Source organism: Dechloromonas sp. H13, assembly GCF_009469615.1.
In the GTDB taxonomy this organism is placed as follows: domain Bacteria; phylum Pseudomonadota; class Gammaproteobacteria; order Burkholderiales; family Rhodocyclaceae; genus Azonexus.
This window is the reverse complement of the sequence record NZ_SSXX01000002.1, coordinates 540,760-554,322: the sequence shown is the minus strand read 5'-3', so window position 1 is coordinate 554,322 and position 13,563 is coordinate 540,760. Positions and strand designations below refer to the sequence as shown.

The following is a 13,563-nucleotide window of genomic DNA, read 5'->3' as shown; positions in this document are numbered from 1 at the left end:
ATGACGTCGACCGCAACCGGCGCCCTGGACGTCCTGCGCGCTACCTTCGGCTATCCCGCCTTCCGCGGCGCCCAGGCCGAGATCATCGACCACGTCGCCGGCGGCGGCGACGCGCTGGTGCTGATGCCGACCGGCGGCGGCAAGAGCCTGTGCTACCAGATCCCCGCCCTGCTCCGCCCGGGCTGCGCCGTCGTCGTCTCGCCCTTGATCGCGCTGATGCAGGACCAGGTCGATGCGCTGACCCAACTCGGGGTCAAGGCCGCCTGCCTCAACTCCACCCTCGACTGGCGCGAAGCGCAGGCGGTCGAACAGGCCATGTTCAGCGGCGGCCTCGACCTCGTCTATATCGCCCCCGAGCGCTTGCTACTCGACCGTACGCTGGCCCTGCTCGACGCGCTGTCCGAAGCCGGCAAGCTGGCGCTGTTCGCCATCGACGAAGCGCACTGCGTCTCGCAGTGGGGCCACGACTTCCGCCCCGAATACCTGCAGCTCTCGGCGCTGCACGAACGCTACCCGGCGGTGCCGCGCATCGCGCTGACCGCCACCGCCGACCAGGCGACGCGCAACGAGATGCTGCAGCGCCTCGGCCTCGGCGAAGCGCGCGTCTTCCTCTCCAGCTTCGACCGGCCGAACATCCGCTACACCGTCGTCGAAAAGGACAACGCCAGGAAGCAATTGCTCGGCTTCCTCGCCGGACGGAAAGGCCAGGCCGGCATCGTCTATTGCCTGTCGCGCAAGAAGGTCGAGGAGACCGCCGCCTGGCTGTCCGAGCAAGGCTACCCGGCGCTGCCCTACCACGCCGGCCTGCCGGCCGACGAGCGCGCCGCCAACCAGCGCCGCTTCCTGCGCGACGACGGCCTCGTCATGTGCGCCACCATCGCCTTCGGCATGGGCATCGACAAGCCGGACGTGCGCTTCGTCGCCCACCTCGACCTGCCGAAGAGCATCGAAGCCTACTACCAGGAAACCGGGCGCGCCGGCCGCGACGGCGAGCCCTCGGAAGCCTGGATGGCCTACGGGATGCAGGACGTCGCCCTACAGCACGCGCGCATCGCCGAATCGGGTGCCGGCGAGGGCCAGAAGATCCTAGAAGCGCAGCGCCTGACCGCCCTGCTCGCCTACTGCGAAGCGCCGCGCTGCCGGCGCCAGGTGCTGCTCGACTACTTCGGCGAGGAACGCCAGCCCTGCGGCAATTGCGACGTCTGCGCTGAACCGCCGGAACTGTGGGACGGCACGCAGGCGGCGCAGAAGGCGCTGTCGGCGATCTTCCGCACCGGCATGCGCTTCGGCGTCACGCACCTGACCGACATCCTGCGCGGCAAGGCGACCGACAAGGTCAGGCAATGGAATCACGACCGACTGCCGACCTTCGGCGTCGGCGGCGACCTCGACGACCACGCCTGGAAAAGCGTCTTCCGCCAGTTGGCGGCGGCCGGCCTCGTCCATGTCGACATGGCCGAGCATGGCGCGCTGCAGCTGACCGAAGCCGCCCGCGAAGTGCTCAAGGGCCGGCGCACGGTACAGCTACGCCGGCCGGCCAGGCGCAAGTCGGCCCCATCGCGCAGCAGCAGCAGCGCCGTGGTCAGCGATCTCGCGCCGGCCGACGAGGCGTTGTTCCAGCTGTTGCGCCGCTGGCGCGCCGACACTGCCAGGGAGCAGGCCGTCCCGGCCTACGTCATCCTGCACGACAGGACGCTGCGCGAACTGGCCGAGGCCCGCCCGACCAGCCACGGCCTGCTCGCCGGCATCACCGGCATGGGCGGCGCCAAGATCGAGCATTACGGCGAGGAACTGCTGGCGCTGATCCGCGAGGCCGGCTGAAACGGGGCCGCTCGCGGAATATCCATCATCGACGCTACGCGGCTAGCGGGCCACCCAGCCGCCACACACGGGAAAGACCTGCCCGACGAAGCAGTTGGCTGATTCGCCGCAGAGATACGCCGCGAATTCGGCATCCTCGCGGGCGCCGACCAGCCGCCCCAGCGGAACCTCGCGCTTCAGTCGCTCCTGAAAGCGAGGATTGGCTTGCACCTCGGCCGGGAAATAGGTCGGATTGTCGACGAAGTTCTGGGCAATGGCATTCATCTGGATGTTATACGGCGCCAGTTCGACGCCAGCCGATTGCACATAGGCCAGCTGGGCGCCCCGCGCGGCGCTGTAGGTGGAAGCCCGCTTGATGCCGCGCAGGGCCGAAGCGCTGCCCATGACCAGAATTTTGCCGCTGCGGCGCCCGATCATCTGTGGCAGGACGGCCCGCACCAGGCGCGGCAATGGCGTCACAAGCGCATTGAATACGGAACCCCACTCCTGGTCATCCGCATCGGCGACCGGTGTCGTGGGTGCCTCGATCGCCAGGTTGGCGACCAGCACGTCGACCTGGCCGGCCTCGGCCAGCGCGCGGGCCGGTTCGTCCGGCGCCAGCAGTCGGAGCACGTTGGCGATGACGGTCGCACCGTGCTCCCTGAACACCTCACATAGGACCGGGCCCATGAAGGCATCGGCATGCGTGACGAGAATGCGCTTTCCGGCGAGGCTGGATGGCTGCATGGTGGCTCCTCCTCTGGCAAGGGAAATCCATGGTAGCCGAGTTGGACGGTCAATACTGCGCCCAAGCGATCAGACCTGGCCGGATGCAGGTTTTCTAGCGGTGCCGGCTGCCGCTGTGATGCTGCTGCGGTCGACCGGATTTTTGGCCCATTTTCTGGCTTTGCGGCTTGCCCGACGCAGTTTGCTTGCGCGGGCCGCGCGGCGGCGGCACGGGGCGCGGTGCGGCGGTAGCGGATTGCTCGAAGCCGGCGATCACCACGCGTTCGAGACTGCGCTTGATCAGCTTCTCGATGTCCTTCAGCTGCGGCCGCTCGTCGTGGCAAACCAGCGAGATGGCCTCGCCCTCCATGCCGGCGCGGCCGGTGCGGCCGATGCGGTGCACGTAGTCCTCGGCGACATTGGGCAGTTCGTAATTGATGACGTAGGGCAGCGCGTCGATGTCGATGCCGCGCGCGGCGATGTCGGTGGCGACCAGCGCGACCAGCTTGCCGTCCTTGAAGTCGCCCAGCGCGCGCGTGCGCGCCCCCTGCGACTTGTCGCCGTGGATGGCCGCCGACTTGATGCCGGCCTTGTCGAGCGTGCGGGCCAGCGCGTCGGCGCCGTGCTTGGTGCGCGCGAAGACCAGCACCTGGTGCAGGCCGCGCGACTCGAACAGGTGCTTGAGCAGGTCCTTCTTCTGCTCGCGGTTGGTCTCGATGACCTTCTGCGTCACCGTCTCGGCGGCCGTGTTGCGCGGCGCGACGTCGACCGATACCGGCTGGTGCAACAGGCTGGCCGCCAGTTCGCGGATTTCCGGCGAGAAGGTGGCCGAGAACATCAGGTTCTGCCGTTGCTTCGGCAGCAGCGCGATGATCTTGCGGATGTCGCGGATGAAGCCCATGTCGAGCATGCGGTCGGCTTCGTCGAGGACGAAGATCTCGATGCTGCCGAGGTCGACCGTCTTCTGCTGCACGTGGTCGAGCAGGCGGCCAGGCGTGGCGACCAGGATATCGACGCCGCGGCGCAGGTTGGCGATCTGCGGATTGATGCCGACGCCGCCGAAGACGGCCAGCGAATTGATCGGCAGGTGCTTGCCGTAGGTGCGCACGCTTTCCTCGACCTGGATCGCCAGTTCGCGGGTCGGCGTCAGCACCAGCACGCGCGGCGTGCGGGCGACGCGGGTCAGGCGGTCGTTCGGACCAGAGGCCAGGCGGTGCAGGATGGGCAGCGTGAAGCCGGCGGTCTTGCCGGTGCCGGTCTGCGCCGTGGCCATCAGGTCGTGACCGGCGAGCACGGCGGGAATCGCCTGCTGCTGGATCGGGGTCGGCGTGTCGTAGCCCTGTTCGGCAACGGCGCGCTGGATTTCGGCCTTGAGGCCGAGGTCGGAAAAATGCATGGGAACTCCGTGGCGGAGCACCCGGCGTGCGCCGGGTGCCGCCTGAATGTCAGATGAGGGAGAGGCCGCGCGCGAGGTCGGCCTGCAGGTCTTCGACGGCTTCGAGGCCGACGGCGATGCGCAGCAGGCCCTCGCCGATGCCGGCCGCCGCCCGGGCTTCCGGGGGGATGCGGCCGTGCGTGGTGGATGCGGGATGGGTGATGGTGGTCTTGGTGTCGCCGAGGTTGGCGGTGATCGACAGCAGCCGGCAATGGTCGACGACCTGCCAGGCCTGCTCGCGGGCGCCCTGCACTTCGAACGAGACGATGGCGCCGCCGCCCTTCTGCTGCTTCTGCGCCAGTTCATACTGCGGATGCGACGGCAGGCCGGGGTAGAAGACGCGCGCCACTTTCGGATGGGCTTCGAGCCAGCGCGCCAGTTGCAGGGCATTGGCCGACTGCGCCTCGACGCGGATCTTCAGCGTCTCCAGGCCCTTGAGCAGGACCCAGGCGTTGAAGGCGGAAAGCGTCGGGCCCGCGGTACGCAGGTACTTGAAGACCTCCTCGGTCAGCCGTTTCGGGCCGCACACGGCACCGCCGAGCACGCGCCCCTGGCCATCGAGAAACTTGGTCGCCGAATGGACGACGAGGTCGGCGCCCAGTTCGAGCGGACGCTGCAGGATGGGCGTGCAGAAACAGTTGTCGACGGCGACCAGAATGCCCCGGGCATGGGCTGCTGCGGTCAACGCCGAAATATCGGCGATTTCCGTCAGCGGGTTGGACGGCGTTTCGAGGAAGAACAGCTTCGTTTCCGGGCGGATCGCCGCTTCCCAGGCCGTCGGGTCGGTCTGCGGCACGAAGGTGGTGGCGATGCCGGTACGCGCCAGGATATTCGAGAACAACTGCACGGTGGCGCCGAACAGACCGCTGGAGGCGACGATGTGGTCGCCGCTCTTGAGGTGCGCGAGGACCAGCGCCATGATCGCCGACATGCCGCTGGCCGTGGCGACGCAGTCCTCGGCGCCTTCGAGGGCGGCGAGGCGCTCCTCGAACATGGTGACGGTCGGGTTGGTGAAGCGCGAGTAAACGTTGCCCTCCTCCTCGCCGGAAAAGCGCTTGGCGGCCAACGCCGCGCTCTTGAAGACGAAGCTCGAGGTCAGGTAGAGCGCCTCGGCATGCTCGCCGAACTGGCTGCGCTCCTGGCCGGCACGCACGGCCAGGGTCTCCGGGCGGTAGGCCGGCGTGGCGTCGTCGAAACCGGCCATCAGTCCTGCCCCCCGGCCGCCAGGCCGAGCACGAGCTGCTGCGAGGCCTTGCCGTCGCCGTCCTCGTCGCTCTTGGCCGCCTTGCCGCCGCGATTGCCCTCGACGGCATCGAGGTAATACTCGTCGATGTCGCCGGTGATGTAGCAGCCATCGAAGCATGAGGCTTCGAAGACGGTCAGGTCGGAACGGATCGTCGTCACCGACTGCTTGAGGGCGTCGATATCCTGATAGACCAGCGCATCGGCGCCGATCTCGGCGGCGATGCCGGCATCCGTCCGCCCGGTGGCGATCAGTTCGGCGCGCGTCGGCATGTCGATGCCATACACGTTGGGGAAGCGCACCGGTGGCGCCGCCGAGGCGAAGTAGACCTTGATTGCGCCGGCGGCCCGCGCCATCTCGACGATTTCCCGGCTGGTCGTGCCGCGCACGATGGAATCGTCGACCAGCAGCACGCGCTTGCCCCGGAACTCCTGGCCGACGGTATTGAGCTTCTGGCGCACCGATTTCCGGCGCATCGATTGGCCGGGCATGATGAAGGTGCGGCCGACGTAGCGGTTCTTGACGAAGCCTTCGCGGAACGGAATGCCCAGCGTCTGCGCCAGCTGCATGGCCGACGGCCGGCTCGAATCGGGAATCGGGATGACGACGTCGATCTCGTCGACCGGGATGTTCTTGCGCACCTTCTCGGCCAGCAGCTCGCCCATCGCCAGGCGCGCTTCGTAGACCGAGACTCCGTCAATCACCGAATCCGGCCGCGCCAGATAGACGTATTCGAAGATGCACGGTGCGTAGGTCGGCTGTTGCGCGCACTGGCGGCTGTGGAACTGGTGGTTGAGGTCGATGAACACCGCCTCGCCCGGCTCGATGTCGCGCACCATCTTGAAGCCCAGGGTGTCGAGCGCCACCGATTCGGAGGCGACCAGATATTCGGTCCCCGCCTCGGTCTCGTTCTGGCCATAGACCAGCGGGCGGATGCCGTAGGGATCGCGGAAGGCGAGCAGGCCGTAGCCGGCGATCAGCGCCACCACGGCATAGGCGCCACGGCAGCGGCGATGCACGCCGGCGACCGCCTGGAAGATACTGTCGACATCGAGCTCATAGCCGTGTGCGGCGGATTGCAGTTCGTGCGCCAGCACGTTGAGCAGGACTTCGGAATCGGAATTGGTGTTGATGTGCCGGCGATCGAGCCGGAACATCTCGCCTTTCAGCTGTTCGGCGTTGGTCAGGTTGCCGTTGTGCCCGAGGACGATGCCGAACGGCGAATTGACGTAGAACGGCTGGGCTTCGGCGAAGTTGTAGGCCGAGCCGGCGGTCGGGTAGCGGACGTGGCCGATCCCCCAGTTGCCGGGCAGCGCCCGCATGTTGCGCGTGCGGAAGACGTCGCGCACCAGCCCCGGCCCCTTGTGCAGATGGAAGGTGTTGCCTTCCGCCGTGGCGATGCCCGCCGCGTCCTGGCCGCGGTGCTGGAGCACCATCAGTCCGTCGTATAGCAACTGGTTGACCGGCGTCGTCGCCATCACACCGAGAATCCCGCACATAGTTTCTTCCTGCCTAACTGAATCGAATCTTTTTTGCCAGATCGTCCGGCAGCCAGGGTTTGGCTACCAGAACGGCCGTTTCCAGGGGGGGGGCCAGCGTCGCATCCTTCCACCACGGCTGCTGCGGCGCCGAGGTCATGCCGCCGGCGGCGACCAGCAGCATCACCAGCAGGATGCCGCGCGCCAGGCCGAAGAACATGCCGAGCAGACGATCCGAAAGGCTCAGCCCGAGCGCCTTGACCATGCTGCGCACGGCCAGCCGCACCAGCGACATGGCGACCAGCACGCCGACGAAGACCAGCACGCAGCCGGCCAGCGCACGCAGCGCCGGATCGACGATCCCGGCGAACACTGCCTGACCGCTGGCGGCGCCGAACTCGAGCGCCGCCATGAAGGCCAGCACCCAGGCGGCCAGCGCGATCAGTTCGCTCACCACGCCCCGCCACAAGCCAATCACCAGGGAGATGGCGACGATGCCGAGGACGACATAGTCGAAGGTCGCCATCACTTGCCGGAAATCACGCCGGACACGCCGGCCTGCTTCATCTTCTCGAGCGCCTTCTCGGCTGCCTCGCGGCTCGCGAAGGGGCCCGCCCGTACCCGGGTCTTGGTGCCGCCCGGCGTCTGCAAGGGTTCGCTGAACGTCCTGATGTTGCTTTCGGCCAGCTTGGCCCGCAAGTTGCGAACGTTGTCCTCGTTGGCGAAGGCGCCGATCAGGATCACGAATTCGCCGGACTTGGCGGGCGCGGCTTCCGGCGCGGCGCCCTGCCCGGCAAGAATCGCCGCCGCGCGCTTGGCGTCGGCCGCGGATTCCTTGGTCGCGGGCTTCTCGACGGCCTTCTCGGGTGCCTTCTCCGGCTTGGGCGCCGGCTTTTCGGCGGCTTTCGGCGGTGCCTTCTCGGGTGACTTTTCCGCGGTCTTTTCGGCCGGTTTTTCAGCAGGCTTCTCGGCCGGCTTGTCCTTGGTCACTTCCATCACCCGCGCCGTCGGCCTGGCGGCCGGTGCCGCTTCCGCCGCCACCGGCGGCTTGCTGTCGGCGGCCGTCGGCTCGGGCGTCTTCGACGCCGGTTTTTCGGCCGGCGCCATGACCACCTTCGGCGTCAACGGCTTCTCGTCCTGGCCCGGAATGCGAATCTCGACATCCTGTACCGTCTGCCGCGGCTCATGGTCCATCACCATCGGCAGGACCACGGCGACCACCGAGGCAAAGGCCACGGCGCCGACCAGGCGGCGACGTGCGCGTTTCTTGAGTTGGGTCTGGGCGTCGTTGTCTTCCATGACTAGGGCTTGCCCCGCAGCGCCTGCAGCGCTCCGGCCACCGTGTAGAAGGATCCAAAGGCCAGAATTCTATCACTTTCAGCGGCCTGCCCCTTGGCCGCCTGCATCGCGGCCTGCGGCGAGGGGTGGCAAACGACCTCGCCGCCGAGGCGGGTATCGGCGATGATGGCCGCCAGTTCCTCGGCAGCGGTGCCGCGCGGTCCGCTCAACGTCGCCACGTGCCAGAAATCGACCCGGTCCTTCAGCGGCTGCAGCGCACCGACGATGTCCTTGTCGCGCAGCATACCGAGCACGGCATGGGTGCGGTCGAAGAAGCCCATGCCCGACAGGTTGTCGGCCAGCACTCGGATCGCCTGCGGGTTGTGGCCGACGTCGAGGACGATAGCCGGCTTGCCGGGAACGACCTGGAAGCGGCCGGGCAACTCGGTCTCGATCAGGCCGGGCCGGATCGCCTGCATGGTCACCGGCAGTCGGCCGCCCAGCGCATCGAGCGCCGCCAGGGCGACCGCCGCGTTGTAGAGCTGGGTTGGGCCGCGCAGGCCGGGGTAGGCCAGCGCGCGCTTGACGACCTGCTCGCCGGAACGACACCACCAGCGCCACTGCAGCCGGTTTTCATTGCCTTCGGCACGCGGCCGTTCGAAGCCGAAATCGCGGCCGATCAGGCGCAGGTCGGCACCGATCGCCGCCGCGTGGTCGAGCAGGCTTTGCGGCGGCTGCGGGTCGGCGCACAGGGCGGGCTTTCCCGGGCGGTAGATGCCGGCCTTCTCGAAACCGATCGACTCGCGGTCCGTGCCCAGCCAGTCGGTGTGGTCGAGATCGACGGTCGTGACGATGGAAACGTCCGGTTCGTAGGCGTTGACCGCATCGAGCCGCCCGCCGAGGCCAACTTCGAGAATCGCGGCCTCGACGCCGGCCGCCGCGAACACCTCCCAGGCGGCCAGGGTGCCGAACTCGAAATAGGTCAGCGCGACGCCGGTTTGCTGCCGGGCCGCCTCGACGCGGGCGAAGGCCGCGCACAGCGTTTCGTCGTCGACCGGCCGGCCGTTCAGGCGCACCCTTTCGTTGTAGGCCAGCAGGTGCGGCGAGGTGTAGCAGCCGACCCGGTAGCCGGCGCGATCGATGATGTTTTCGAGGTAGGCGCAGGTCGAGCCCTTGCCGTTGGTGCCGCCGACGATGACCACCGGGCAGTGCTGCGTCTGCCCGAGCGCCGCCTTGACGCGCCGGATGCGCTCCAGCCCCAGTTCGATCCCGGCCTGCCCTTTCGGATGCAGGCCTTCGAGGTGGCGCAGCCAGTCTTCGAGCGTCTTCAAGCGGCGGCCGGCAGTTTCTGCAAAAGTGCCAGCACGCGGGCGACCTGGTCGCGCAGTTCGCGGCGGTCGACGATCATGTCGATCGCGCCCTTCTCGAGGATGAATTCGGAACGCTGGAAGCCTTCCGGCAGCGTCTCGCGCACCGTCTGCTCGATGACGCGCGGGCCGGCGAAACCGATCAGCGCCTTCGGCTCGGCGATCACGACGTCACCGACGAAGGCGAAGGAAGCGGAGACGCCACCCATGGTCGGGTCGGTCAGGATCGAGATGAAGGGCAGGCCGGCCTCCGACAGCTTGGTCAGCGCGGCGGTCGTCTTGGCCATCTGCATCAGCGAGAACAGCCCTTCCTGCATGCGGGCGCCGCCCGAGGCGGTGATGCAGATGAAGGGCATCTTCTGCTCGACCGCGACCTGCACGCCGCGCACGAAACGCTCGCCGAGCACCGAGCCCATCGAACCGCCCATGAAGTCGAACTCGAAGGCGGCGGCGACCACCGGCATGGTCTTGATGGCGCCCTGCAGAACGACCAGCGAATCGCTCTCGCCGGTTCCCTGGTTGGCCTCCATCAGGCGCTCGGGGTAGGACTTGGAATCCTTGAATTTCAGGCTGTCGACCGGAACGACCTCGCTGCCGATCTCGAAACGGCCTTCGGCATCGAGCAGCAGGTCGAGGCGCTGGCGGGCGTCGAGGCGATTGTGGTGGCCGCACTTGGGGCAGACCTGCAGGTTGTTCTCGAGATCGGTGGCATAGAGCACCGCCTCGCAGGACGGGCATTTGCTCCACAGGCCTTCGGGCAGCGCACCGCGCCGTTGCGGCCCCGGTTCGCGCTTGATCTTGGGGGGCAGCAGTTTGGTCAGCCAGCTCATTGTTTCACCTCATCCACACCACGACGGATATCCGCCACCAGCGCCTTGACGTTGGCGCAGGCCGTTGCGGCCGTCGATTGTTCAATTTCTTCGATAATGCGGCTGCCGACGACGACGGCATCGGCGAAGGCGGCGATGCGGGCGGCGGTCGCCGCGTCGCGGATGCCGAAGCCGACGCCGACCGGCAGGCCGGTCTGTTGGCGGATCAGCGGCAGGCGCTCGGCCACCGCCTGGACATTCAAGGCGCCGGAGCCGGTCACCCCGGCCAGCGACACGTAATAGACGTAACCGCTGGCAATGCGGGCCACCTGGGCGATTCGTTCCGCGGTCGACGTCGGGGCGATCAGGAAAATCGGATCCATGCCGTTGGCCTTCATCGCCGCGCCGAAGGACTCTGCCTCCTCCGGCGGGTAGTCGACGACCAGCACCCCGTCGACACCGGCGTCGGCCGCCGCGCGGGCGAACCTGTCGAGGCCCATCGCCTCGATCGGGTTGGCGTAGCCCATCAGAACAATCGGCGTCGTGCCGTCGGTCTTGCGAAATTCGGCGACCAGCGCCAGCACCTTGCGCAGGTTCATGCCCCTGGCCAGGGCACGTTCGGAGGCGCGCTGGATGGTCGGGCCGTCGGCCATCGGGTCCGAAAACGGCACGCCGAGCTCAATGACGTCGGCGCCGGCAGCGACCAGCGCCTGCAACAGCGGCAGGGTCAGCGCGGCATCGGGATCGCCGGCGGTGATGAAGGGAATCAGCGCCTTGCGGCCCTCGCCATTGAGGCGTTCAAAAGCGGATTTGATACGCGACATCAGAAGACAATCCCGGATTTTTCGGCCACGGTATGCATGTCCTTGTCCCCCCGGCCGGAGAGGTTGACCAGCAGAATCCTGTCCTTCGGCAACGTCGGCGCCAGCTTGGCGGCATAGGCCAGCGCATGGCTGGATTCGAGCGCCGGGATGATGCCTTCGAGGCGGCAGAGGTTGTGGAAGGCCTTGAGCGCCTCGGCATCGTTGATCGGCACGTATTCGGCGCGGCCGATGTCCTTGAGCCAGGCGTGTTCCGGGCCGACGCCGGGGTAGTCGAGGCCGGCCGAGACCGAATGCGTCTCGACGATCTGGCCATTCTCGTCCTGCAACAGGTAGGTGCGGTTGCCGTGCAGCACGCCCGGCACGCCGGCGGTCAGCGAGGCGGCGTGGTGGCCGGTCTCGATCCCCTCGCCGGCGGCCTCGACGCCGATCAGGCGGACGCCTTCGACGTCGATGTAGGGGTAGAAGATGCCCATCGCGTTGGAACCGCCGCCGACCGCGGCGATCACCGCGTCGGGCTGGCGGCCGGCCATTTCCGGCATCTGCACCAGGCATTCCTCGCCGATGATCTTCTGGAAGTCGCGCACCAGCATGGGATACGGGTGTGGACCGGCGACCGTGCCGATGATGTAGAAGGTGTTGTGGATGTTGGTGACCCAGTCGCGCATCGCTTCGTTCAGCGCGTCCTTCAGTGTCTTCGAGCCGGATTCGACGGGCACGACGGTGGCGCCGAGCAGCTTCATGCGATAGACATTGGCCGCCTGGCGCTTGACATCCTCGCTGCCCATGTAGACGACGCATTCCATGCCGTAGCGGGCGGCGACGGTGGCCGTGGCGACGCCGTGCTGGCCGGCGCCGGTCTCGGCGATGACGCGCGGCTTGCCCATGCGCCGGGCGAGCATGGCCTGGCCAATGCAGTTGTTCACCTTGTGCGCGCCGGTGTGGTTGAGGTCCTCGCGCTTCAGGTAGATCTGCGCGCCACCGAGCAGGTCGGACCAGCGTTTGGCATGGTAGATCGGCGACGGACGGCCGACGAAGTGCTTCAGCTCGTATTCGTATTCGGCGCGGAACGCCGGGTCGGCCTGGGCGGCGGCATAGGCGGCCTTCAGCTCGTCGAGCGCGCCGAACAGCGTCTCGGCCACGAATACGCCACCGTAGGGGCCGAAATGGCCCTTGGCGTCGGGGAAGTTATAGTGATTCATCGACTTTCCGTACTGCCGCCACGAAGGCGGCGATTTTTTGGTGATCCTTGATGCCCTTGCCCATTTCCACCCCCGAGGAGACGTCGACCGCAACCGGCCGCACGTGCCGGATGGCATCGCCCACGTTGGCTGCGGTCAACCCGCCGGAAAGCACCAAAAACGCCGGGAGCCCCGGCGGAATCAGCGTCCAGTCGAAGACATGGCCGCCGCCGCCATACCCCTCGACGAAGGCGTCCAGCAACAGCCCGCGGGCATCGGGAAACGCGCGGGCGAATTCTACCAGATCGAGGCCCGGCCTCACCCGTGCCGCCCGCAGCCAGGGTCTTGAAAACTGGCGGCAATAGGCGGCCGTCTCGTCGCCGTGGAACTGCAGGAGGCTGACCGGCACGACGTCGCACACCGCGCGCACGGTATCCGGCGCCTCGTTGACGAACAGGCCGACGACGTCGACGAAGGGCGGCACGCGCCGCGCCAGTTCGGCCGCCCGCTGCGGTGTCACGTAGCGTGGGCTGGGCGGATAGAGGACGAAACCGACAGCGTCGGCACCGGCCGCTACGGCGGCATCGACGTCTTCTTCGCGGGTCAGTCCGCAGATCTTGATGCGCGTGCTCATGTCAGCATTCCATCCAGAAAATCGTCGGCCGGATCGGGCAGGCCCCAGTGCGGCTCATACACCGGGCCGCGGAAATACAGCCCGTCGGGCGAAAAGGTCGGTGCCGCCAGCCTGCGGTCCCGCATCTGCAACAGTTCGTCGACCCAGGCGGGCGGCTGCGCCCCCTTGCCGATCTGGACCAGGGTACCGACCAGGTTGCGCACCATGTGATGCAGGAAGGCAGAGGCCGCGAAATCGAAGATGAACATCACCCCGCACTGACGGACTGCGGCGTCGGTCATCGTCTTGACCGGCGATTTGGCTTGGCACTCGGCTGCCCGAAAGGCGGAAAAATCGTGCTCGCCGAGCAGTCGACCGCAGGCGTCCTGCATCGCTGCCAGATCGAGCGGCCCATGGAACCAGCCGACCCGCCCCTGCCACAACCCGGGGCGCTGCGGCCGGTTGAGCAGCAGGTAGCGGTAGCGCCGGCCGCGGGCGCTGAAGCGGGCGTGAAATTCGTCGCCGACCGGCTGCGCCCAGCGCACCGCGACGCCATCGGGCAGATGCGAATTGACGCCGCGCACCCAGGCCGTCAGCGGGCGCGCGGCCGGCGCATCGAAATGCACGACCTGCTGGCTGGCATGGACGCCGGCGTCGGTGCGCCCGGCACAGGTGACCCCGACCGGCTGCCCGGCGATCTCGCGCACGGCGGATTCCAGCGCATCCTGCACCGTGGTGCCGTGCGCCTGGCTCTGCCAGCCGCGAAACGCTGTTCCGCAATATTCCACTCCGAGGGCAATTCTCGACGTCAT

The 13,563-nt window shown here is 67.7% G+C and carries 13 protein-coding genes; 1 reads left to right on the top strand and 12 read right to left on the bottom strand.

All coding sequences use genetic code 11. The features are described from left to right. Window positions 1-1,821, top strand: coding sequence for a DNA helicase RecQ (recQ, locus tag GH660_RS07305; protein ID WP_153145980.1), 1,821 nt, complete (start codon window positions 1-3; stop codon window positions 1,819-1,821). A 42-nt stretch (window positions 1,822-1,863) separates the two neighbouring features. Here recQ and GH660_RS07300 read toward each other — a convergent pair whose 3' ends face one another. The 12 genes from GH660_RS07300 to truA all read right to left on the bottom strand — a co-directional run bounded on the left by GH660_RS07300 (window position 1,864) and on the right by truA (window position 13,563). Continuing rightward, window positions 1,864-2,547: an SDR family oxidoreductase gene (locus tag GH660_RS07300; RefSeq protein ID WP_153145979.1), complete on the bottom strand. Its 684-nt coding sequence runs from the start codon at window positions 2,545-2,547 to the stop codon at window positions 1,864-1,866. A gap of 94 nt (window positions 2,548-2,641) precedes the next feature. Beyond that, on the bottom strand, window positions 2,642-3,922 hold the full coding sequence (locus GH660_RS07295) for a DEAD/DEAH box helicase (protein ID WP_153145978.1): 1,281 nt from the start codon (window positions 3,920-3,922) through the stop codon (window positions 2,642-2,644). Window positions 3,923-3,971: 49 nt separating this feature from the next. After that, window positions 3,972-5,165 carry an O-succinylhomoserine sulfhydrylase gene (locus GH660_RS07290; protein ID WP_153145977.1) on the bottom strand — a complete coding sequence of 398 codons (1,194 nt, stop codon included), beginning with the start codon at window positions 5,163-5,165 and terminating at the stop codon, window positions 3,972-3,974. After that, window positions 5,165-6,703 carry an amidophosphoribosyltransferase gene (purF, locus tag GH660_RS07285; RefSeq protein WP_153145976.1) on the bottom strand — a complete coding sequence of 513 codons (1,539 nt, stop codon included), beginning with the start codon at window positions 6,701-6,703 and terminating at the stop codon, window positions 5,165-5,167. Before purF ends, GH660_RS07290 begins: the two co-directional genes overlap by 1 nt. Before the next feature lie 13 nt (window positions 6,704-6,716). Next, window positions 6,717-7,208: a CvpA family protein gene (locus tag GH660_RS07280; protein WP_153145975.1), complete on the bottom strand. Its 492-nt coding sequence runs from the start codon at window positions 7,206-7,208 to the stop codon at window positions 6,717-6,719. Further along, entirely contained in the window at window positions 7,208-7,981 is a 774-nt protein-coding gene (locus GH660_RS07275) for an SPOR domain-containing protein (RefSeq protein WP_153145974.1), read from the bottom strand. Before GH660_RS07275 ends, GH660_RS07280 begins: the two co-directional genes overlap by 1 nt. A gap of 2 nt (window positions 7,982-7,983) precedes the next feature. Further along, window positions 7,984-9,291, bottom strand: a complete 1,308-nt coding sequence (gene folC, locus GH660_RS07270) for a bifunctional tetrahydrofolate synthase/dihydrofolate synthase (protein WP_153145973.1) — start codon at window positions 9,289-9,291, stop codon at window positions 7,984-7,986. Continuing rightward, complete coding sequence (gene accD, locus GH660_RS07265; RefSeq protein WP_153145972.1) at window positions 9,288-10,157, bottom strand: acetyl-CoA carboxylase, carboxyltransferase subunit beta; 870 nt, start codon at window positions 10,155-10,157, stop codon at window positions 9,288-9,290. The genes folC and accD overlap by 4 nt, the downstream gene beginning before the upstream one ends. Continuing rightward, a complete protein-coding gene (gene trpA, locus GH660_RS07260) occupies window positions 10,154-10,960 on the bottom strand; it encodes a tryptophan synthase subunit alpha (protein ID WP_153145971.1) in 807 nt (268 codons plus the stop codon). Before trpA ends, accD begins: the two co-directional genes overlap by 4 nt. Beyond that, a complete protein-coding gene (gene trpB, locus GH660_RS07255; protein WP_153145970.1) occupies window positions 10,960-12,159 on the bottom strand; it encodes a tryptophan synthase subunit beta in 1,200 nt (399 codons plus the stop codon). Before trpB ends, trpA begins: the two co-directional genes overlap by 1 nt. Further along, window positions 12,146-12,772 (bottom strand): phosphoribosylanthranilate isomerase, encoded by a 627-nt coding sequence (locus GH660_RS07250; protein ID WP_153145969.1) that lies wholly within the window; start codon window positions 12,770-12,772, stop codon window positions 12,146-12,148. The genes trpB and GH660_RS07250 overlap by 14 nt, the downstream gene beginning before the upstream one ends. After that, window positions 12,769-13,563, bottom strand: coding sequence for a tRNA pseudouridine(38-40) synthase TruA (gene truA / locus GH660_RS07245; protein ID WP_153145968.1), 795 nt, complete (start codon window positions 13,561-13,563; stop codon window positions 12,769-12,771). Before truA ends, GH660_RS07250 begins: the two co-directional genes overlap by 4 nt.

Bases quoted from the DNA above. Each gene is read 5' to 3' on its own strand.
- trpA (WP_153145971.1), bottom strand. From the start codon at position 10,960: ATGTCGCGTATCAAATCCGCTTTTGAACGCCTCAATGGCGAGGGCCGC.
- GH660_RS07300 (WP_153145979.1), bottom strand. From the start codon at position 2,547: ATGCAGCCATCCAGCCTCGCCGGAAAGCGCATTCTCGTCACGCATGCC.
- GH660_RS07250 (WP_153145969.1), bottom strand. From the start codon at position 12,772: ATGAGCACGCGCATCAAGATCTGCGGACTGACCCGCGAAGAAGACGTC.
- GH660_RS07290 (WP_153145977.1), bottom strand. From the start codon at position 5,165: ATGGCCGGTTTCGACGACGCCACGCCGGCCTACCGCCCGGAGACCCTG.
- GH660_RS07295 (WP_153145978.1), bottom strand. From the start codon at position 3,922: ATGCATTTTTCCGACCTCGGCCTCAAGGCCGAAATCCAGCGCGCCGTT.
- trpB (WP_153145970.1), bottom strand. From the start codon at position 12,159: ATGAATCACTATAACTTCCCCGACGCCAAGGGCCATTTCGGCCCCTAC.
- accD (WP_153145972.1), bottom strand. From the start codon at position 10,157: ATGAGCTGGCTGACCAAACTGCTGCCCCCCAAGATCAAGCGCGAACCG.
- truA (WP_153145968.1), bottom strand. From the start codon at position 13,563: ATGACGTCGAGAATTGCCCTCGGAGTGGAATATTGCGGAACAGCGTTT.
- GH660_RS07275 (WP_153145974.1), bottom strand. From the start codon at position 7,981: ATGGAAGACAACGACGCCCAGACCCAACTCAAGAAACGCGCACGTCGC.
- GH660_RS07280 (WP_153145975.1), bottom strand. From the start codon at position 7,208: ATGGCGACCTTCGACTATGTCGTCCTCGGCATCGTCGCCATCTCCCTG.
- purF (WP_153145976.1), bottom strand. From the start codon at position 6,703: ATGTGCGGGATTCTCGGTGTGATGGCGACGACGCCGGTCAACCAGTTG.
- recQ (WP_153145980.1), top strand. From the start codon at position 1: ATGACGTCGACCGCAACCGGCGCCCTGGACGTCCTGCGCGCTACCTTC.